Genomic DNA, 19,931 nt, shown 5'->3' on the forward strand with positions numbered 1-19,931 from the left:
CGCAAGCGGCTATAACGGTTTTTTTTTGGCTCTTGGGTGCGCTTTATCATAGATTTCAGCTAGATGCTGAAAGTCCAGATGAGTGTATATCTGGGTCGTGCTGATATTGCTGTGTCCGAGCAGTTCCTGAACGGCTCTTAAGTCCTGACTGGATTCAAGTAAATGGCTGGCGAAGGAGTGTCTCAGCATGTGCGGGTGTATATGTTCGGCAATACCTTTTTTTTTGCACCACTGTTCCAGTCTTAATTCAATGCTGCGTTGACCGAGCCGGGTTCCGCGCGTTGAAACGAATAAAGCGGGCTCAGTGACGGCGGTTTTTACGGCCCGCTGTAGCAACCAGTTTTCGATAGCCGTCACAGCTTTACTGCCTACCGGTAATACTCTGGATTTACCGCCCTTGCCTATGCGCACAGTCAAGGTGCTGTCCGGCAAGTCAAGGTCGGTTAAATTAAGCGCCGCTAATTCACTCAGCCGCAGGCCGGATGAATAAAATAATTCGAACATGGCCAGATCGCGTATTTCGAGCAGTGAACTTGCCCCGGCTTCCAGCAATCCGGATAACTGATCGACATCCAGTGTTTTAGGCAGCTTCCTGGCTTGTTTGGGCGCTTGAATATGCTGGGCGGGATTAGTGCTGCATTGACCTTTTTTTAGCAGGTAGTTATAAAAACTGCGAATAGCGGACAGCTCGCGTTGCAGACTTTTGCTGCTTAGGCCTTTCCGGTGCCGACTGGCTATATGGGAGCGAACGTCAGTGAGCTTCAGGTCGGCCCAATGGCTTATGGCCTTGTCCGTGCAATAGCGGGATAGATGTTTAAGATCCCGCTGATAACTTTTTACGGTGTGTTCCGAGGCGCGAACTTCAATGGTGAGTTGCTTGAAAAAATCAGCCAGCATCAGTTCGGCATCAGCATCCATAGTGCTAACGCTGCTGCAACAAGGTGATTAGCCGGGTACCGATGATTTCGCTCATTTGGTTTAAAAACAGATTGCCCATGCTGTAATGGAACCGGCCTTCTTCCCGACTGCCGATGGCTAATATACCTTCCAGTTCGGTAAAGGCCAGAGGGATAATGGCGCAGGATTTTACTTCAAACGCCAACTCGCCGAATAATACTCTTGCCTGAGCTATAGTAGGTCGACCGCATTTGGGCTGACTGCTGGCCAGTTCACTGGCAAACGGTTCCAGGTCTTTGCTGTCCGGTTCAATAAACAGATTGGTAATCGCGGTGTCCTGATTGTATTTGATGATGCGCACCGCAACAAAATCGATCAAAAAGTATTCCGACAGCACGACATCCAGATTGGCGACGGCTTCTTCCAGCGTTGTTGAATCCAGCAACGCCAGAGTCAGTTTGTGCATACGGTTCAAAGAAGTATCGTTATCCCTGGCTATTTCTATCAGCGCAGTGAGCTGGTTTTCCATGTCATGATGCCGGCTTCTAAACAGTTCCAGCTGTTTAGAAATCAGAGAAACCGCACTGCCGGTGGGATGAGGGATGCTCATGTGTTCCAGCAAATTCAAGTGCTCGTGAAAGAACTCGGGATGCTTTCGCAGATAGTCTTCAACCTGGGTTGAAGTGAGCTCAGACGACTTCATGGTCGCCTCTGCTCCCGACAGTATTGGAGTCTTTTCTTCATCCATGCAAGTCAGGTCGGGAGGTAGAGTCATTACCGGAGGGTGTTCGTTCATAGCGTTATTTGTCCTTCAAAAACAGAAATGGCAGGTCCTGTCATTAAAACCGGTTCGCCACGTCCGGGCCAGTTGATGGTCAGCGTTCCGCCGGGTAGGTCGACACTGACAGTATGATCCAGCAGATTGTGTTCAATGCCGATGACCACGGCGGCACAAGCGCCGCTGCCGCAAGCCAGGGTTTCAGCCGCGCCGCGTTCAAACACGCGCAGTTTAATGTGTTGGCGATCTACGACTTGCATAAAACCGACATTAACCCGCTCCGGAAAAAAAGCGTGGCTTTCCAATGCCTTGCCCAATTCAGCTACCGGTGCGGTTTTAACGTCAGTAACTTGAATGACAGCGTGTGGGTTGCCCATTGAAACAGCACCGAAGGCTTTTTCAGTATCGTTGACTTGTACCGTATAAAACCGGGACTCTTCTTCCGCCAGCAACGGGATTTCAGCTGGAGCGTGCTTTGGAATGCCCATATTGACCGTAATCAGGTTATCGTCATCAAAACGCAGCAATAATTGACCTGAGTTTGTATCGACGCGGATTTCATCTTTGTCCGACAGCTTTTTATCGCGTACAAAACGGGCAAAGCAGCGCGCACCATTACCGCATTGCGCGACTTCGCCGCCATCCGCGTTAAAAATTCGGTATTTGAAATCGGCATTGGCATTTACCGCCTTTTCGACCAGTAACAGCTGGTCAAAGCCTATGCCAAAGTGCCTATCAGACAGCAGCCGGATTTGCTCGGACGTTAAGGCGATGGGTTGATTGATGGCGTCAATAACCACAAAATCATTACCGAGGCCGTGCATTTTAGTGAAGTTGATCATTTATATTAAATGTAATGGATTTAATTGTTCACCGCGAAGACACGAAAAAACAAGATATAAACCTCGTGCTCTCGGCAACTGCCCCATCCTCCGGTATATATGCAGTCGCTCGTGTCTTGGTGGTGATTTTTTAAAATTTCATGGCAACAAATGCTCGCCCACCCAAAGCTGTGCAATCGTTTCCCTTTCCCTGATCAAGTGCAGGTTGCTGCCATCAACAATCAGCTCAGCCAGGCGCGGTCTGGAATTATAATTTGAACTCATGGTAAAACCGTAAGCACCGGAGGAGCGGATCGCCAGCAAATCACCCTGAGCAATTTTAAGCGCACGGTCTTTGCCCAGGAAGTCACCGGTTTCACAGACCGGGCCGACTATATCCCAGATCGTTTCTGTTGCGTTATTTTGCCGGCTCACCGGAATAATGTTCTGCCAGGCGCTATATAAAGAAGGCCGCACCAAGTCATTCATGGCCGCATCAACGATAGCAAAATTTTTATTGGCGGTCGGTTTAAGGTATTCAATCTGGGTCACCAGAATACCGGCATTGCCGACAATAGCGCGGCCCGGTTCCAGTAAAATCTCAAAATCGGTTTTGCCAAGTCGCGCCAAAATTGCCCCGATATATTCGGCAGGTTCAGGCGGCTGTTCATCTTTATAACAAATGCCCAAGCCGCCACCCAGATCCAGATGATGCAGCTTAATCCCTTCGGCTCCAAGCGCAGCAACCAGATCGAGAATCTTATCCAACGCATCCAGAAAAGGCCGGGTTTCGGTCAGTTGCGAGCCGATATGGCAATCTATGCCGACCACGCTGACATTGGGCATGGCTGCCGCACGGCGATATTCAGTCAAAGCCTGTTGAATGTCTATGCCAAACTTATTTTCCTTTAAGCCGGTGGAAATATAAGGGTGGGTTTTGGCATCGACATCGGGGTTTACCCGAAAAGACACCGGCGCGATAACGCCCAACTGTCCGGCCAATCGGTTAATCCGGTCCAGTTCGCCGCTGACTTCAATATTAAAACAGCGTATGCCGATTTTTAATGCTGCCAGAATTTCATCTTCGCGTTTGCCGACACCGGAAAACACAATTTTTTCAGGGTCGCCGCCCGCTGTAATTACCCGTTCCAATTCGCCAAGAGAGACAATGTCGAAACCCGAACCTAAACGGGCCAGCAGATTGAGTATCGCAATATTGGAATTAGCTTTTACCGCATAACAGATTAAATGCGCCTGTTCGCCAAAAGCCTGGTCAAAAGCGTTCCAATGCCGCTCCAGCGTAGCTCTTGAATAGATATAGCAAGGACTGCCGTATTTATAGACGATGTCGGAAACAGAAATATCTTCAGCGAAAAGTTCGTCGTTTCGGTAATTAAAATAATCCATGGTTATTTATTTTTTTCATGCATGGCTATCCTGCCATGCCCCCTTCGGGTAAATGCAAATCTGCTCCCTGCAGATTAGTCGGGCTTGGGTTTCGGTTTTGGCGCGTGTTCCGGTTCTACATGAATCGGCGCCGCTTGCCCCGGTAAATAAAGTGGGCCGGATTGTCCGCAGCCTGCGAGGAGCGGATTTAGCAGCAAAAACAGTAATAATTTATAAGGTTTCATGGCGCATTATCATAAATCATTGTTGGTAAGCATGAGCAAGCTGAAGCCTCATGGCAAGAATGGCCGATATAATAAGCCCAATTGCAAGAAAAGGCATCAGAAATGCTGACAGTTGTGCTTTTGGGGATATGAACTTAAACGGATTGGTGACCGGATTCCTGTTAATTAATAGTATCGGGTTCTTCTATGGTGAATATGAAGTTGGGAGCCGTAGATCAATCCGACTGCGAACTGGCGAAAACCTGTATTTATGAGCCGATAGCATATTTACCTAAAGCCCGTATATTTTTACAAAATTTGCAGGGCTTAAATGCTATCATTTTGTAAGAGTATAACCGCACACACCACGTCATTATGATTGAATCCAAAGTTCCAAAGTTAATAACCATTGAAAGTACAATAGAATCGAACGCACAAATATTAGATGCTTCACATTGGGGAGAGGATTTTTCATGGGAGCAATTGCAATCCATCAGCTATTATTTTAAGCCTTATGCCGCACCAAAAGGCACGGTGATTTATAAGGAAGGCGAGGTAGGCTCTTCTATGGGAATTATTGTCAAAGGGTCGATTGGCATTTACAAAAATAATAAGCTGATTTCAACCTTGCGAGTCGGACGTACTTTCGGTGAAATGTCAGTTATTGATACACAGCCCCGATCAGCGACTGCCCGTGCAGAAAGGGAGACGGTTTTCTTATCGTTAGACAAATCGAGTATGCTGATCCTGGCTGACAAGCATCCTACCCTGGCGTTTAAAATTATCTGGAATATTTCCCGAGCTCTGAGCCAGCGACTCAGACTTACCAGCGCCCAATTGGCGGAATTTCTGGAATCCAATGTTATCTGACATCCAGGTCGCGCGCAGGCATGGCTGATCTTAACCAATAATACGAATTAAGAGCTAAATCCGGCAATGAAAAATCAGATACTTACCCCGCGTAATGGTCCAAATTAAAAATGTTTTGTTTGTAACGCCTTGAAATTACATGTCTGGATATTTTTAGCTCTTAATTCATATAATAATGTTGATTTAATCCGTTTGGGCGAACTGCTTCATCACTAGCTCAAGCAGACAACGTTTTTTGCCCCCTACCCATCAAGTTAAAGCACGAAGTTTTTACTTCGGCTTTTCTTCGCATTCTTTCCCCCCAACGCATCACTGTTATTTAATTAAGAGATTACAGGGTTGACTAAGATCAACCCAAATATCTTTTAATTAGATATGCGCATCTAATAATGTCGTTTTATTAAATATTAAATCCTCATTAAACTTCCCTCAACGTAAACGGCAGGCTTTCCTTCACCAGTAAGGATTTTTCAGAGGCATTTTTATGGCGCTTAAATTGGAAAAAACACATAAAGAACCGCAAGCGGCTGAAATTGCAAATCAGATTGCCGCTATTTTGCAAGAGATCAGGTTCGGTTCGATTGAAATCATCATTCACGAAGGCAAAGTTGTGCAAATCGAACGTAAAGAAAAATTGCGCTTTGATAATAAAAAATAATTATAAATTTCTACCGTAAAAAAAACGGCTAAAACATTACTACAACAAGAAAACGAACCGACCGGATCACCGGAAGTTGCTGAGACCAACAAAAATTTCAAATCAAGGTGAACATAATGAAGCATAACTTCATGAATACCGTGTCGGCGACCGGCGCTCTGGGCCTGCTGCTGGCGCTGCCCGGCCTGGCAAGCGCCGAGGACTATTACCAGAAAACCAAAGGCTATCGCGTCGAGCCGGACACCGATCCGCCGGCTTATGTACGCAATTTGAGCAAAACCCAATTCGAGCAGTTCCGCGATGTGGAATGGCTGGATGTGGGGCTGGATTTCCGTACCCGTTATGAGTACCGGGAAAACGATTATCGGCGCAGAAACGATCCTACAACCGGTGCTACGCTATCAACTTATCGCAACGATCCTGATAATCTATGGCTGCTGAGAACCCGCGGCTATATCGGCGTCAAAGATATTCTCGACCCCTTGCGCTTTGCGGTGGAGTTTGAAGACGCCCGCAGTTACAACGGCCTGTACGAAAGAACCGATGCCGATATCAACGAATTTGAATTGATCCAGGGCTACGCCGAGTTGTATTTCGATAATGCGCTAGGCCATAACCGTCCGTTAAGCATCCGCGCCGGTCGTCAGGCTTTGGAATTGCTGGATCGGCGTCTGATAGGTAACAACCAGTTCCGCAACACTACCAACAACTTCGAGGGTTTCCGTGTCCAATTCGGCAAAAAGCAAAACAACTGGCATTTGGATACCTTCGCCTTGCAACCAGTTGAACGGAGGAAATATAATTTCGACCGGCCCGATGAGGATACCTGGATTTATGGCGGCGTACTGAATCTGCGGCAGTGGTCGGATTTTATCACCATCCAGCCGTATTTTATCGGTCGCAAGACCAATGGCGACCCTTATAACAGAGTCGCAGCCAACCGTAAGAACGATATGGATATTTATGCGCCGGGCTTGCGGGTTTACGGTTTGTTCGGCAGCAGCGGTTTTGATTTCGATGCCGACATCAACAAACAGTTTGGCCGGTTTGGCTATACCAGAACCGGCGTGGCCCAGCAGCTTAACCTTCGACATGATGCCCTGGCTTACTCGCTGGAATCCGGTTATACCTTTGACCATGACTGGAAGCCACGCGCCAGCCTGTATTACGGCTTCGGTACCGGTGATAAGGATCCCAACAGAAATGCTTCCAGCGGATCAAACGAAAAATTCGATGCGTTTTACGGTTTCAACCAGCCGTGGTCGCGCAACGATTATTTCTCCTGGGATAACGTACATGCGCCCAAGGCCCGTCTGGAGTTCACCCCGTATAACGAAGTCCGCCTCGATGTCGGTTATGGCGCGTTCTGGCTGGAAAGCGAAACCGAGGCCTGGAACAGGGCTAACCTGAGGGATACCACGGGCAGGAGCGGCAGCTTCCTGGGACATGAGCTCGACCTCCGTATGCGCCACAAGATCAATCCTTATGTGGATTGGAGCTTGAGTTATGCGCGCTTTGAGCCAGGCAGCTTTACCAAGTCACAGGCAAGATCGGCCGGTCCTTTCACCAGCGAAGCCAGCAACTTCTTCTACTTCGAAGTGAACCTGAATGCGTTTGGCGATGGTAAGCCTAAGTACAACTAACCCGCAGAGCAAGCTAAAACGCCTACCTTGGGTGATCCGCCCTGCCGGATTTTTCTGTCCTCCCCCCCTTGCTCCGGTATGGGGAGGATACGGCGACGACTCTGGATAATGAACAATAAGGCCGGCGATAGGTTTTGTTGCTGACATATATCTAATTATTAGATAGTCGTATCTAAATATATCGTTTTTATTGGTCGGTCAATTTGATTAACATGATTGCCACACGGGTCGGTATGACGCTTATTTAAATGATGCGGCAACACCAATAAAACATCTTCCATCAAGGAGAAACCATGAAATTCAATCAAGCATTAAAACACCTGTTGTTCGCCCTAACCCTGCTGTCAAGCGGTACGGCTTTGGCGGACAGAACCCTTCTCAACGTGTCCTACGACCCGACCAGAGAGCTGTATCAGGACTTCAACAAAGCCTTCATCAGCTACTGGAAAGAAAAAACCGGCGAAGACGTCAAAGTGCAGCAATCCCACGGCGGCGCAGGCAAGCAGACCCGTGCGGTGATCGACGGCCTGGAGGCCGATGTGCTGACCTTGGCGCTGTCTTACGACATCGATCAAATCGCCCAAAAAGCGCGCATATTGCCAGAAAATTGGCAAAGCCGTTTGCCCAATAACAGCCTGCCTTACACGTCCACCATTGTATTTTTGGTGCGCAAAGACAATCCCAAAGCCATTAAAAATTGGGATGATTTGGCCAAAGAAGGCGTTTCGGTGATTACGCCGAACCCTAAAACCTCAGGCGGCGCGCGTTACAACTATCTGGCCGCCTGGGCGTTTGGCGAAAAGAATTACGGCAGCAAAGAGGCCGCCAAGGATTTTGTGCAAAAAATTTACAAGAATGTACCGGTGCTGGATTCCGGTGCGCGCGGCTCGACCACCACGTTTATCCAGCGCGGTATCGGCGACGTGCTGATCACTTGGGAAAATGAAGCCTTTTTGGCGCTTAAGGAACAAGGCGCGGGTGAGTTTGAAATCATCGTGCCGCCGGTCAGCATCAAGGCCGAAACCCCGGTAACTTTGGTGGACAAGGTTGCCAAGAAGACCGGCAACCTGGATTTGGCCGAAGCCTATCTGCAATACCTGTATTCACCGGTTGGGCAAAAATTGGCGGCGAAGCATTTTTATCGTCCAGCTCAACCTGAACATGCCAATCCTGAAGATTTGAAACGTTTCCCGAAACTGGAGCTGTTTACCGTCGATGAAGGCTTTGGTGGTTGGGCGAAAGCGCAAAAAGACCATTTCGATGACGGCGGCTATTTTGATCAAATCTACGCGCCTTAAAAAAATAGTGTTCCTCGTTCCCACGCTGGAGCGCTCGTCTTTATACACATTTCAATGTAGGCCGGAATAAGCCGATCCGCGCCTTAGCGCAGGGTCGGCGTTTCCGGCACTCCGAGGCTCAGGAGCGCCGGAAACGCTCACTCAGGCTATCGCCGGGCGAGCTTATTCCGGCCTACATCCTGTCTCGAACAGACTTATGTATAACGATGAGCGCACGAGAAAACATCCTATTTCAGTCTACCTAACAAAAGATTACTGACATGGCACAAAGTAACATCATGCCGGGATTTCGCCCGGCCATCAGTTTTACGCTGGTTTATCTGGTCTTGATCGTGCTGATTCCGCTTAGCGCGATGCTGCTGAAAACCTTTCAGCTCAGCCTGGACGAATACTGGGCGATACTGACCAACCCGCGTGTGCAGGCCTCCTTCCGCATCAGTTTTGGCGCGGCGCTGATTGCCGCCGTTGTCGCGGGTGTGTTCGGTTTTATCATCGCTTGGTCGCTGGTGCGCTATTCCTTTCCCGGCAAGCGCGTGTTCGACGCGTTGATTGATTTGCCGTTCGCGCTGCCGACCGCCGTGGCCGGTATCGTGCTGGCCACGATTTACGAACCGCGCGGTTGGATTGGCAAGCTGGTGATGGATAGCACCGGCATACAAATTGCCTACAAGCCGCTGGGCATCACTTTCGCGCTGATCTTCATCGGCCTGCCGTTTGTGGTGCGCACCATTGAGCCGGTGTTGCAGGAATTCGACACCGCCATGGAAGAAGCCGCCGCCAGCCTTGGCGCCACCCGTTTGCAAACATTTATCAAAGTGATACTGCCCAATATTTTGCCCGCGACCATTACCGGCATTGCGCTGGCTTTTGCGCGCGGCGTCGGCGAATACGGCTCGGTCATTTTCATTGCCGGCAACATGCCGTATATCTCGGAAATCGTGCCGCTGTTGATTATCACCAAGCTGGAACAATACGATTACGCCGGAGCTACCGCGATTGGCTTGACCATGCTGATCCTGTCGTTTCTGCTGCTGTTGCTGATTAACGGACTGCAATGGTGGGTGCGCCGCCGTTCGGGACAACTGTGAGGTTTCAATCCACATTCGACCTCATCTGTCGAATGACAAAGCCATCGACAGATGAGGTCGATGGCTTGCCTCCCCGTGAACAAGGAGGTTACCCAGAGGATAATGATGCTAATACATCGTTGTCAAATCTAACGATTCCCCTAAAGGGGATGTTTCAAACCAGTAAGGGAATTTGATGAATGCCATTTCCGCCACCTCTTTTCTTGCCTCAAAAAAACTCACACTGTCCGACCCCGACTGGGTCCGCTATGCCCTGATCATAGCCACCCTGGGCGTTATCGGCCTGTTTTTGGTGTTGCCGTTGCTGACCGTGCTTATTGAAGCCTTTGCCAAAGGCTGGAGCGCCTACAGCGCCAGCCTGACCCATCCCGATGCACTGGCGGCGATGCGGCTGACGCTGTTGGTTGCCGTCGTCACCGTGCCATTGACCACGGTATTTGGCGTGTCTGCCGCCTGGGCGATAGCGCGCTTCGATTTTCGCGGCAAAAGCCTGCTGATTACCCTGATCGACCTGCCGTTTTCGGTGTCGCCGGTGATTGCCGGTCTGATTTATGTGCTGATTTTCGGTGCTCAAGGCTGGCTGGGGCCTTGGGTTTCCGAGCATGACATTAAAATTCTTTTTGCCGTGCCGGGCATCATTCTGGCGACTTTGTTCGTGACCTTCCCGTTTGTGGCGCGCGAGTTGATTCCGCTGATGCAGGAAATCGGCCATGAAGAAGAGGAAGCCGCGCTGTCGCTAGGCGCCAGCGGCTGGCAAACCTTTTTCAAGGTGACCATGCCGAACGTCAAATGGGGGCTGCTGAACGGCGTACTGTTGTGCAACGCCAGAGCGATGGGCGAGTTCGGCGCGGTCTCGGTGGTGTCCGGCCATATTCGCGGACTGACCAACACCCTGCCGCTGCATATCGAAGTCAGTTACAACGAATACGATTTCGTCGGCTCTTTCGCCGGTGCGTCAATACTCGCCGCTTTGGCCGTGGTCACACTGGTATTTAAGACCGTGCTGGAATGGAAGCAAAATCAAGATAAAAGGCTAAAGGCTAAAGGCTAAAGGCTAAAGGCTAAAGGCTAAAGGGGTGAGCGGGACAGAGAAGGTTTTCCTTTTTCGCCTTGCGCCTTTCATCGTTCAACTGAATTTAAAATATTTAGAGAAATCCCATGAGCATCAGCGTAAACAACATCAGCAAACATTTCGGCGCGTTTACCGCACTGGACAATATCAGCCTCGATATTCCCGAAGGCGAATTGGTGGCCTTGCTGGGGCCGTCCGGTTGCGGCAAAACCACGTTGCTGCGTATCATTGCCGGTCTGGAACAGGCCGATCAGGGCGACGTGTTTTTGAAAGGCGACAAGGTCACCGATCAGCCGGTCAAAAACCGCCAAATCGGTTTTGTGTTCCAGCACTATGCCCTGTTCCGGCACATGACCGTTTTTGAGAACGTGGCCTTCGGCTTAAGGGTCAAGCCGCGCCGCGAGCGCCTCGGCGAAGCGATTATCCGCAAGAAGGTGCATGATTTATTGAGCCTGGTGCAACTCGACTGGCTGCATGACCGCTACCCCGACCAACTCTCCGGCGGTCAACGCCAGCGTATCGCGCTGGCTCGCGCGTTGGCCGTGGAACCGTCGGTGTTGCTGCTGGATGAACCGTTCGGCGCGCTGGACGCCAGTGTGCGCAAGGACTTGCGGCAATGGCTGCGTAACCTGCATCACGACCTGAATGTCACCAGCATTTTTGTCACCCATGATCAGGAAGAAGCCATGGAAGTCGCCAGCCAGGTTGTGGTGCTCAATCACGGGCGCATCGAACAACAAGGCTCGCCCAGCGATATTTATGATCATCCGGCCAATGCTTTCGTGTCCCGCTTTATCGGGCAGACCAATGTTTTCGACCTGGATGAGCAAGATAACGATTGGCTGCAAACAGCCGGATTATCAACTGCGCATCAGAAAGGCAAGATTGTGCATGTACGTCCTCATGATATTGTTATTGAAAAATCGTCAGCCAATAGCGATGCCTTTGTAACCTTGAAAGACTGGCAGCATCTGGGTTCTCTGATCCGTGTTGAGCTGGTCAAGAACGGCTCGGCTGCAAGTGTTTATGCGGAAATGCCCAATGACCAGTTCAAACGCTTGCACCTGAATAAAGGCGACAAGGTCGATTTGCGGATACGCCATGCGCATTGGTTTCATTAGCCGAGGTTAGCGGGTTTCATATCGCCTCGTTCCCACGCGTTGCTTCACTGCCCGTAGGAGCGGGCGGCGCCCGCGACATTTGTGCGACGATTGCAGAGTTGCAGCTCCTTCATCGCGGGCATGGCCCGCTCCTGCAACGCTTCGTGTCTTCGTGGTTTTATGCTTTAATTCGATGTAATGGAGAGTCTCGCTCCGCTGATCTTTTAAACAAGGAAACATCCCAATAAATGAATTTAAGCCAAATTGAACTGCTTCGCGTTCTTCAGGAAAATGATTTCAGCCTTTCAAAAGCGGCGGAAAAAATGCACATCGTGCAATCGGCGGTCAGTCGGCAATTGCAGCTTTTTGAGGCCGAGTTGGGTTCCCCGATATACGAACGGCAGGGCAAAAAACTGATAGGCTTGACCTCGTTGGGACGGCGCATCATGGAGGAAGTCGCAACCATTAACCTGGCCAAAAACAATATCCAGACCATCGCCGCCGATTATATCGACAGCAATCAGGGCGTTCTGCATATCGCAACCACGCATACCCAGGCCAAGTATTTTCTGCCGAAACCTATCCTGCGTTTCAGGGAAAAATATCCCGGCGTCAGGATTTACATGATTGAAGCGTCGCCTGAGCAGCTGATTAACAAACTGCACACCCGAAAAGCCGATATCGCGATTTGCACGGAAAAAGTCGGCGAAGATACCGACCTGATCGTCAAACCCTGCTATGAATGGCACCATGCGGTGGTGGTGCCAAAAAGTCATCCGCTGAGCGAGGGTGAAATTTCTCTTAAACGGCTCGCATCTTATCCGATACTCACCTACAGCTTCGGTTTTACCGGGCGCTCAAATATCGAGACCGCGTTTAAAAACACCGATATGGAACTGGATATTATCCTGGCCGCCGCCGATACCGACGTGATCAAGACTTATGTCCGCCTGGGGATGGGCGTCGGCATTATTGCCGGTATGGCCTATGATCCGGCGATGGATCATGATCTGGTGGCGCGGGATTTATCGCATCTTATTCCCAGTTCAAGAACCAAGATCGCCTATTTAAAAAACAATTACCTGCCGTTGTACACGCAGCACTTTATCGACGAGCTGCTGGCTGCGGCTAAGGAGCTTAATCTCCATTGAGGAGTGCGATTTGCGGGATCCCAAGCTCCAGATTGGGATACCTGATTGTCTCATTCCCACGCGTTGCGCTCGTCGTTAGTTATACACATCTCGAGGTAGGCCGGAATAAGCCTGTCCGCGCGTTAAGCGCAGGACTGGTGTTTCCGGCGCTCCGATTGCCGGAAACATCCGCCCTTGCTGACGCCGGGCGGACTTATTCCGGCCTACATCCTGCTGGCTGCGGTTAAGGAGCTTAATCTCCACTAAGGAGCGAATTACGCTGATTCCCAAGCTCCAGATTGGGATCCCTGATTGTCTCATTCCCACGCGTTGCGTGGGAACGCGGTTTGGGACGCGCCGCGGCCTATGTTGATATACTTTGTATTTCGGCGCGTTGGTGGCGACTCGCGGCGCAGCGCGCCTTGACTGCATTCCCACGCAGCGCGCGGGAATGAGTTAAAATCCAACCTGCCATCTGATCAAGGAGAACCCCATGGAACGCCCGCAACCCGTAAGCTTCGGTGAAGCTTTCCGCTTCTGGCTCAAACTCGGCTTTATCAGCTTCGGTGGACCTGCCGGGCAAATCGCCATCATGCATCAGGAATTGGTCGAGCGGCGGCGCTGGATTTCGGAAAGGCGTTTTCTGCATGCGCTGAATTACTGCATGCTATTGCCGGGCCCTGAAGCGCAGCAACTTGCGGTATATCTCGGCTGGCTGATGCACCGCACCTGGGGCGGCGTGGTCGCAGGGCTGTTGTTTATCCTGCCGTCGCTGTTCCTGTTGATGCTGCTAAGCTGGATTTACCTGAGCTTCGGCCAAGTCCCTGCGGTGGCCGGCGTGCTTTACGGCATCAAACCCGCCGTCACCGCTATCGTGCTGTTCGCGGCGTACCGCATCGGCTCGCGGGCTTTAAAAAACGGCCTACTGTGGGTTTTAGCGGCGCTGGCCTTTGTCGCCATTTTCGCACTACATGCGCCGTTCCCGTTGATCGTGTTGATCGCAGCCTGTCTCGGAGCCGTTGGCGGACGCATCGCCCCTGACAAGTTTACGGTTGGCGGCGGTCATGGCGCAGCCAAACAAAGCTACGGCCCCGCCCTGATCGATGATGACACGCCTATTCCTGATCATGTCCGGTTCCATTGGCCGCACCTGCTTAAACTCGTCGCGGCAGGATTGATTTTGTGGGGCGGCGTGATGGGGTTTTTATGTGGACACTACGGCTGGAACGGTGCGCTGACGCAAATGGGCTGGTTTTTCACCAAGGCGGCGTTGCTGACTTTCGGCGGCGCTTATGCGGTATTGCCTTATGTCTATCAGGGCGCGGTGGAGCATTATCACTGGCTGAACGCCACGCAAATGATCGACGGCCTGGCGTTGGGCGAGACCACGCCCGGCCCGCTGATCATGATCGTCACCTTCGTCGGCTTTCTGGGCGGCTGGAGCCAGTTGCCGCTCGGCCCGGATGCGTTGTTAATGGCTGGCGTTGTCGCGGCGGTCGTAGTGACGTATTTTACTTTTCTGCCCAGTTTTTTGTTTATCCTGGCAGGCGGTCCGCTGGTTGAATCCACGCACGGCAATTTAAAATTCACCGCGCCGCTGTCGGCAATTACCGCTGCGGTGGTGGGCGTGATCCTCAACCTCGCGGTATTTTTTGCCTGGCATGTGTTCTGGCCGCAAGGTTTTGAAGGACAGTTCGACGGTATTGCCGTACTGATCGGTGCGAGCGCCTTGCTGGCATTGTTCCGTTACAAGGCAGGCGTTATTCCGGTCATAGTCGCTTGCGGCGCGGCGGGACTATTGCTGTTGTTTGTCAAGCCCTGGCTGATCTTATTGTGAAAGTGCTGCGTTGCCTTAAAAGCGGGTTAGCGGTAGCGTAGCCAACATTAAACCCCCTATGTTTCTCGTGCGCCTTGGCCGCTGCCTACAGTTGATCCGGCCGTGGAGTCATGGCCAAAATCAACACGCTATAGTGTTGGGATGACGGCCATTGTGATGAAATAGCGATTCAATTTGAAACCCTTTAAATACCGCAGCCAATGGCTGGTGTGACGGGGTCATCCAGTAAAGCGCGAGTGTGCAGATCGCCATCAAAACGGAAGAGGCTACGCTGTTGCCGCTAAATAACTTCAAAGCGGTGCCAAAAGATTTTTTCATTTTTGTGTTCGACAAATCAACGCTATATACCTCATCCAGCAGCAAATGAACAATGAAACCCACGGCAATAAAAATACCGTTCGCCCACGCATGCAAAACATCCTGATGCATAAAGCGATAACTAATGCAGGTCGCCAGTAAGGCAAAAAACAGGGCGGCCAGTATCGAATGAAATACGCCGCGATGAATGGTAAGCCGATTAAACAAGGCAAGCATTACGTAGCGAATAAACAGGTAAGTGCCCGCTATAATGAACAATAGAGGGTAGGGCGGATAGCTGTTTTTAAAGGTATCTATTGCCGTCGCCGTGCCCATTAACGCCAATATGAAAAACAATATTTTTGCCGGTCTTGAGTTGGTTGAATCAATATCCGGCAATAGTCCGCCCAATGTGCCCAGGAATATAAGCCGTGCCATATCGGCAGTATTAATCAGACTGACATTAACGGCTGCTATAGCGGCTCCGGTACTGACCACCAAGGCTATGGATAAGTGGGTGTTAAAGTTAGCCATAGGGGGTGATAATTGGGTAAATTATAATAGTCTAACCCATTACAATTAAGCGGGACTCACTAAAATAAGCCTTGCAGGGCACGCGGTGCAAGAACACCTCAAGCCGGCGCCAATCAATATGGCAGCGGATTTCCCCATCAGCGCATGCCAAAATGTTGGGTAACGAAAAACTGTCGCCTAACCTACCCGATTTTTTTAAGATTATTCTTTAATATGAGGAGGTTTAAGGTATGACGAATAAGCTCATCATCGACGGTTCCCACGGCGAAGGCGGTGGGCAAATTCTGCGCAGCACGCTGACCCTGTCTGCCATTACCGGGCGTCCGGTGCGTATCGAGAAGCTCCGCGCGAACAGGAAAAAGCCGGGGCTGGCGGCGCAGCACCTCACTTCGGTTAGGGCGGCGGCAATGCTCTGCGACGCCGAAATGAAAGGCGCGGAACTCGACTCGCAAACGCTGCAATTCATCCCTCGCAAGCCGGTTCGCGCCGGCGATTACTTCCTGGACGTGGCCGAGGCGCGGGAAGGGGGCAGCGCCGGCGCGGTCATGCTGGTGCTGCAAACCCTGCTGCTACCGCTGGCCCTGGCTGAGGGCACATCTACCGTGGTTTTGCGCGGAGGCACGCACGTTGACATGAGCCCTTCATACGATTATGTGCACGATGTCTGGCTGCCCATGCTGGCCCGCATGGGAGTGAATGCCGAGCTTTCCCTCGTGCGCTCCGGCTGGTACCCGGTGGGACGGGGAGAAGTGAGGCTGCGAATTGCAGGAGCCGCGGAATTGTGTCCCCTGCGCCTGGAGCATCGAGGACCGTTGCAGACGATTACGGGACGCGCCTTGGCCGCCAAACTGCCCGTCCATGTTTGCGAACGCATGGCTATCCATGCGCGCGATCTTCTGGAGCAGGCCGGGATGGCGGCGGAAATCGAGGCGGTTGTTATGAAAGCAGCCTGCCCCGGAGCCGGCTTGTATTTGACGGCGCATTACGAAAACAGCCTGGCCGGTTTCGGCGCCCAAGGGAAACGCGGAAAGCCCGCCGAGCAAGTCGCCGAGGAAGCCGGTTCCGCGCTCTTGCTCCACTATCGTTCGGGCGCGGCCCTGGAACAGCATCTTGCCGATCAGTTGATTTTGCCTGCCGCCTTGTGCCGGGCCGAATCGATCTTCGGCGTCGAGCGCATCAGTCCGCATCTCGTCACCAACGCCTGGGTGGTTGAGCGTTTCGGGCTGGCGCGGATAGACATCATTCCTGCCGCCGACGGAACCGGTTTGGTCAAAATCCTTGCAAGCGGGTAACGCAACCATGACCCCCATTCAAGATCTTCTCCATCGCATTCGCTGGGATCCGGAATTCAGCCACGGCGAATTCGTTATCGGTTATTACGACCGGATCGAGCACGAAATCATTCTTGTGCCATTTCTTGAAATTACATTGCCAAAGGAGGCCCCCGGCGTTTTCGAACTGATCGATCGCGAGGGTCAGACGCATACCATTCCCTTGCATCGGGTCAGGTCGGTTTACAAGAACGGCGAATTGATCTGGCATCGGGAGTGAGCGGGGATGCAAAATTGCCATACCGGGCTATCCCCGCAAATTATCGATCTCTGCGCACTATGATTAACAGAGCGTAAAAGGCCCCTGCATTGAGTGACAGTCGGCATCGTTTGCTTGCTGTCTGATATATTTATCGCCATAGACCATCCGGATAATTTCCCTTTTCGCTTCCAGCCAGTCACGCAGCTCATTCCCCGGCGTAAAAGCGCGTTTTTCGGCTTTGTAATAGGCCGCTTCGGCGATCATCGACGTAAGACTCAGGTCAAGCTCGTAGACAGGAACGGGATTCTCCGGGGTGAATCCGAATTTTACAAGGCCGAAAACGGTTTGCGGCGAGCTGTTTTTAATGCCGATTTCCGCAGGTTCCAGATCTGCCAACGTGCCGAAAAGACGATCCCATATCGAAAAAACCGCACCGTAGTTATTGTCGTGCTCGTTACGCTCGGTCGAATGGTGCGCACGGTGCAAATAGGGTGCGATAATGACTCGCCCCAACTGTTTCTCACCGCGAAATGAAATATTGGTGTGATGAAACATGATGAACAAGGTCAATAGCGTTTCATTAGTGAGTACCATCGTTTGGTTTACGCCCAGGATGATAATGTAGGCCAATTTCAGCACGGTGATGATTAACAGCTCCACAATGTGTATCCGAAAGGCGGTTGAAACATTTAGATACGGATCGTTGTGATGCACTTTGTGAAACATCCACAGGCAATCAAAACTGTGACTGGCTTTGTGCCAGCCATAGAGCATTAAATCAAGCAACACAAACGACAGCAGGGCTTTCCATGCAGGATTGGCGATATAACCCAGCAGCCCCCGATCTGAATAGTGCTCGGCCACTATCAACAAGGGTGTTGCCGACAGCAACGAGATAACGATACTGTTGAAAATAAACAGGCTGACATTGGTTTGATAAGACTGACGCGCTTGTTTCATGGATAGTCTGCGCTTGGGATAGTTAAGCTCAAGAGCCGACAGCACGACAAATGCAATAAGCAGGATCAATGCCGCCACTTCTCCCGACATGCTTGAGAGCCATGTTAAATAGGATTCAACAAAGGTGATTAATGAGGTAATTTCACTGGACATTGACTTATCCTCGATAAACTTAAGTGAACTTAATGCAACGATATCTTAAGTAAAAGCGGTGACAATTTGATGAAAAGGCTTGGCGATAATTCCGATGTGCTCGGGTTCTTTACTTAAGAAAACGCTTTGATTAAATACCAGCAAAATCCACGCCACAAACCGCTTTTTAGCTGGGGAAGGCCGTAAGGCGCAGTCAATGCCTCCCTGCAAGCCATGATTGTCAAAGGTTTGAGGTTTATGAAGAAGAAAAGGGATTGCAAATAGCGTTGGAAGAAAGTTTATTGGTTAGCCGCTGGATTGCATCAGTCCGGTGCAATTGTTCTTTTTTACGCACCTTCGCAACACCAAACCACCAAGCGTCGTTATCATTGCAATCGGGATGCCGCGGGTGGGCCGGATTTTTTGCCCACCCGTACAAATACCAAACTTTCCCGGTTCTTATGGCTACCTCACCTATTAAATGCACCATTAAATTTCATCCTCATTGCTTGGGTTTAAGCTGATTTGGATACCAAAAAGTTGTATGACATTGTTCGCAAGTTTCATCGACTCGGCCTCCGACTTCACGCAAAGCCGTTGGATTCTTTGCATCTATCGCGGCCAGCGTTTCTTCGGCTGTCGCCTGAAGTTGCTGCGCATACCTGAAAAAAATCTCCGGCTTCGCATCAATTAATTGCCGAATTTCTTCAGGACTTTTTTTGACGCCGGGGATTTCAAATTTCGAGTCCTTTATCGCTACGAGACGGCCGCCTTCGCTCAACCGTATGGCCGCGTCAAGCAGCGTGGTGGCGTGTTGCCTGGCCGCCGCCCATTCTTGGTCCGTATGCGGCTGTTTTTCTCCTATGCCGGACTTGCTGACTGAGTTCCAAACCCCGTCAGAGGCGGGAGCAATCAACGAAAGCATCAGTTCCTGAATCGTGGCTGACGATTTAAGACTTTCCTTCTGGTCGCGGATGACCGATTTCTGCGAACACGCTGAAAATGCCGATAGCGCTATTACGATGAGGGCGAACTTTAATGTTAAGAGCATCTGAACCTTGGGTTATTGATAAAAACGTCAGTTGTTTCCGGCGCATCGGTTAATTCCGAGCAGGTCGGCAAATGATGAACATTAATTGATCGCAAAGCAATAGAACAGACCTGCTCCGCCGGTTTTAACCGGGTTTTCCCGGCCGCAGCCTTTACTGGCATGCGCTGGATTCCAGGAAGTTGTAAAACGTTGCACGTCAGGCCTTCCAGGTTTTAAAAACCTGGAAGGCCTGTCTATCGCATGTTTCTCGCCTAACAACAGCCCGCAGGCACTTGTGTATAACGATGAGCGCTGCGTGTGGGAACGAAGTAATCATAATTTTGTTTTTTGAAACCTATGGAACACTTGTCGACTTAGGTGCGATACCGAACAGACTCGGCATACCGATCCGGTTACAGTAAGTTGCGTGGCCTTGCCACGTAATTTATCCATAAGGAATCATTAGGAAATATTCAATCCCCCTCAATTATGTTGTTTTAGTGCTCGGACTTAGTGCCTGTACCGGCCCAATGGGGCAGCCGCAGTATTTGCGGTCGGGTGGTTTTTGTCGCTTGTTGGGTGGGGATGCCGATAAAAGCTTTCGAAAAATAGCGCCCCCGGGGTATTGATACAAGGTATTATG

Annotated in this window: 18 protein-coding genes and 1 pseudogene; 11 read left to right on the forward strand and 8 right to left on the reverse strand. The window is 50.8% G+C overall.

Annotated features, from left to right (window positions below; translation table 11 throughout):
• Positions 1-9: 9 nt before the first annotated feature.
• The 5 genes and pseudogenes from xerC to Q8L79_RS04010 form a co-directional block, all read right to left on the reverse strand.
• On the reverse strand, positions 10-918 hold the full coding sequence (xerC, locus tag Q8L79_RS03990; protein ID WP_305268191.1) for a tyrosine recombinase XerC: 909 nt from the start codon (positions 916-918) through the stop codon (positions 10-12).
• Between the two features lie 4 nt (positions 919-922).
• A complete protein-coding gene (locus Q8L79_RS03995; protein ID WP_305268423.1) occupies positions 923-1,600 on the reverse strand; it encodes a DUF484 family protein in 678 nt (225 codons plus the stop codon).
• Between the two features lie 89 nt (positions 1,601-1,689).
• A complete protein-coding gene (gene dapF, locus Q8L79_RS04000) occupies positions 1,690-2,517 on the reverse strand; it encodes a diaminopimelate epimerase (protein WP_370869872.1) in 828 nt (275 codons plus the stop codon).
• Positions 2,518-2,655: 138 nt separating this feature from the next.
• On the reverse strand, positions 2,656-3,903 hold the full coding sequence (gene lysA / locus Q8L79_RS04005) for a diaminopimelate decarboxylase (RefSeq protein ID WP_305268192.1): 1,248 nt from the start codon (positions 3,901-3,903) through the stop codon (positions 2,656-2,658).
• A 131-nt stretch (positions 3,904-4,034) separates the two neighbouring features.
• Positions 4,035-4,127 (reverse strand): annotated as a pseudogene (locus Q8L79_RS04010) (lipoprotein); the annotation flags it as partial.
• A 354-nt stretch (positions 4,128-4,481) separates the two neighbouring features.
• Between Q8L79_RS04010 and Q8L79_RS04015 the strand changes: the two are divergent.
• The 9 genes from Q8L79_RS04015 (at position 4,482) to chrA (ending at position 14,802) form a co-directional block, all read left to right on the forward strand.
• Positions 4,482-4,976 carry a Crp/Fnr family transcriptional regulator gene (locus Q8L79_RS04015; RefSeq protein WP_305268193.1) on the forward strand — a complete coding sequence of 165 codons (495 nt, stop codon included), beginning with the start codon at positions 4,482-4,484 and terminating at the stop codon, positions 4,974-4,976.
• A 484-nt stretch (positions 4,977-5,460) separates the two neighbouring features.
• On the forward strand, positions 5,461-5,634 hold the full coding sequence (locus Q8L79_RS04020) for a YezD family protein (RefSeq protein WP_305268195.1): 174 nt from the start codon (positions 5,461-5,463) through the stop codon (positions 5,632-5,634).
• A gap of 116 nt (positions 5,635-5,750) precedes the next feature.
• Entirely contained in the window at positions 5,751-7,277 is a 1,527-nt protein-coding gene (locus tag Q8L79_RS04025; RefSeq protein ID WP_305268196.1) for an alginate export family protein, read from the forward strand.
• 293 nt (positions 7,278-7,570) lie between these two features.
• Positions 7,571-8,575 (forward strand): sulfate ABC transporter substrate-binding protein, encoded by a 1,005-nt coding sequence (locus Q8L79_RS04030; protein ID WP_305268197.1) that lies wholly within the window; start codon positions 7,571-7,573, stop codon positions 8,573-8,575.
• 260 nt (positions 8,576-8,835) lie between these two features.
• Positions 8,836-9,663: a sulfate ABC transporter permease subunit CysT gene (gene cysT / locus Q8L79_RS04035; protein WP_305268198.1), complete on the forward strand. Its 828-nt coding sequence runs from the start codon at positions 8,836-8,838 to the stop codon at positions 9,661-9,663.
• Positions 9,664-9,838: 175 nt separating this feature from the next.
• Complete coding sequence (gene cysW / locus Q8L79_RS04040; RefSeq protein ID WP_305268199.1) at positions 9,839-10,714, forward strand: sulfate ABC transporter permease subunit CysW; 876 nt, start codon at positions 9,839-9,841, stop codon at positions 10,712-10,714.
• A gap of 107 nt (positions 10,715-10,821) precedes the next feature.
• Entirely contained in the window at positions 10,822-11,856 is a 1,035-nt protein-coding gene (locus tag Q8L79_RS04045; RefSeq protein WP_305268200.1) for a sulfate/molybdate ABC transporter ATP-binding protein, read from the forward strand.
• 227 nt (positions 11,857-12,083) lie between these two features.
• Complete coding sequence (locus Q8L79_RS04050; protein ID WP_305268201.1) at positions 12,084-12,986, forward strand: LysR substrate-binding domain-containing protein; 903 nt, start codon at positions 12,084-12,086, stop codon at positions 12,984-12,986.
• Positions 12,987-13,458: 472 nt separating this feature from the next.
• Positions 13,459-14,802, forward strand: a complete 1,344-nt coding sequence (chrA, locus tag Q8L79_RS04055) for a chromate efflux transporter (RefSeq protein WP_305268202.1) — start codon at positions 13,459-13,461, stop codon at positions 14,800-14,802.
• 120 nt (positions 14,803-14,922) lie between these two features.
• Here chrA and Q8L79_RS04060 read toward each other — a convergent pair whose 3' ends face one another.
• Positions 14,923-15,633 (reverse strand): metal-dependent hydrolase, encoded by a 711-nt coding sequence (locus tag Q8L79_RS04060; protein ID WP_305268203.1) that lies wholly within the window; start codon positions 15,631-15,633, stop codon positions 14,923-14,925.
• Positions 15,634-15,863: 230 nt separating this feature from the next.
• Here Q8L79_RS04060 and rtcA point away from each other — a divergent pair, with 230 nt between their 5' ends.
• A complete protein-coding gene (gene rtcA / locus Q8L79_RS04065) occupies positions 15,864-16,925 on the forward strand; it encodes an RNA 3'-terminal phosphate cyclase (protein WP_305268204.1) in 1,062 nt (353 codons plus the stop codon).
• A 7-nt stretch (positions 16,926-16,932) separates the two neighbouring features.
• Positions 16,933-17,184 (forward strand): DUF504 domain-containing protein, encoded by a 252-nt coding sequence (locus Q8L79_RS04070; RefSeq protein ID WP_305268205.1) that lies wholly within the window; start codon positions 16,933-16,935, stop codon positions 17,182-17,184.
• Between the two features lie 63 nt (positions 17,185-17,247).
• Here the strand turns inward: Q8L79_RS04070 and Q8L79_RS04075 are convergent, their stop codons facing one another.
• Together Q8L79_RS04075 and Q8L79_RS04080 are read right to left on the reverse strand one after the other, a co-directional pair.
• Positions 17,248-18,279 carry a sterol desaturase family protein gene (locus Q8L79_RS04075; protein ID WP_305268206.1) on the reverse strand — a complete coding sequence of 344 codons (1,032 nt, stop codon included), beginning with the start codon at positions 18,277-18,279 and terminating at the stop codon, positions 17,248-17,250.
• Between the two features lie 481 nt (positions 18,280-18,760).
• Entirely contained in the window at positions 18,761-19,309 is a 549-nt protein-coding gene (locus tag Q8L79_RS04080; RefSeq protein WP_305268207.1) for a hypothetical protein, read from the reverse strand.
• Positions 19,310-19,931: the final 622 nt, after the last annotated feature.

It is taken from the genome of Methylobacter sp., from assembly GCF_030680395.1.
Taxonomy (GTDB): domain Bacteria; phylum Pseudomonadota; class Gammaproteobacteria; order Methylococcales; family Methylomonadaceae; genus Methylobacter_A.

What these genes read in the sequence shown, in the direction of transcription:
- cysT (WP_305268198.1), top strand. Translation starts at nt 8,836, where the DNA reads ATGGCACAAAGTAACATCATGCCGGGATTTCGCCCGGCCATCAGTTTT.
- Q8L79_RS04020 (WP_305268195.1), top strand. Translation starts at nt 5,461, where the DNA reads ATGGCGCTTAAATTGGAAAAAACACATAAAGAACCGCAAGCGGCTGAA.
- xerC (WP_305268191.1), bottom strand. Translation starts at nt 918, where the DNA reads ATGGATGCTGATGCCGAACTGATGCTGGCTGATTTTTTCAAGCAACTC.
- dapF (WP_370869872.1), bottom strand. Translation starts at nt 2,517, where the DNA reads ATGATCAACTTCACTAAAATGCACGGCCTCGGTAATGATTTTGTGGTT.
- Q8L79_RS04030 (WP_305268197.1), top strand. Translation starts at nt 7,571, where the DNA reads ATGAAATTCAATCAAGCATTAAAACACCTGTTGTTCGCCCTAACCCTG.
- cysW (WP_305268199.1), top strand. Translation starts at nt 9,839, where the DNA reads ATGAATGCCATTTCCGCCACCTCTTTTCTTGCCTCAAAAAAACTCACA.
- Q8L79_RS04075 (WP_305268206.1), bottom strand. Translation starts at nt 18,279, where the DNA reads ATGTCCAGTGAAATTACCTCATTAATCACCTTTGTTGAATCCTATTTA.
- Q8L79_RS04070 (WP_305268205.1), top strand. Translation starts at nt 16,933, where the DNA reads ATGACCCCCATTCAAGATCTTCTCCATCGCATTCGCTGGGATCCGGAA.
- Q8L79_RS03995 (WP_305268423.1), bottom strand. Translation starts at nt 1,600, where the DNA reads ATGAAGTCGTCTGAGCTCACTTCAACCCAGGTTGAAGACTATCTGCGA.
- lysA (WP_305268192.1), bottom strand. Translation starts at nt 3,903, where the DNA reads ATGGATTATTTTAATTACCGAAACGACGAACTTTTCGCTGAAGATATT.
- chrA (WP_305268202.1), top strand. Translation starts at nt 13,459, where the DNA reads ATGGAACGCCCGCAACCCGTAAGCTTCGGTGAAGCTTTCCGCTTCTGG.
- Q8L79_RS04080 (WP_305268207.1), bottom strand. Translation starts at nt 19,309, where the DNA reads ATGCTCTTAACATTAAAGTTCGCCCTCATCGTAATAGCGCTATCGGCA.
- rtcA (WP_305268204.1), top strand. Translation starts at nt 15,864, where the DNA reads ATGACGAATAAGCTCATCATCGACGGTTCCCACGGCGAAGGCGGTGGG.
- Q8L79_RS04025 (WP_305268196.1), top strand. Translation starts at nt 5,751, where the DNA reads ATGAAGCATAACTTCATGAATACCGTGTCGGCGACCGGCGCTCTGGGC.
- Q8L79_RS04060 (WP_305268203.1), bottom strand. Translation starts at nt 15,633, where the DNA reads ATGGCTAACTTTAACACCCACTTATCCATAGCCTTGGTGGTCAGTACC.
- Q8L79_RS04045 (WP_305268200.1), top strand. Translation starts at nt 10,822, where the DNA reads ATGAGCATCAGCGTAAACAACATCAGCAAACATTTCGGCGCGTTTACC.
- Q8L79_RS04015 (WP_305268193.1), top strand. Translation starts at nt 4,482, where the DNA reads ATGATTGAATCCAAAGTTCCAAAGTTAATAACCATTGAAAGTACAATA.
- Q8L79_RS04050 (WP_305268201.1), top strand. Translation starts at nt 12,084, where the DNA reads ATGAATTTAAGCCAAATTGAACTGCTTCGCGTTCTTCAGGAAAATGAT.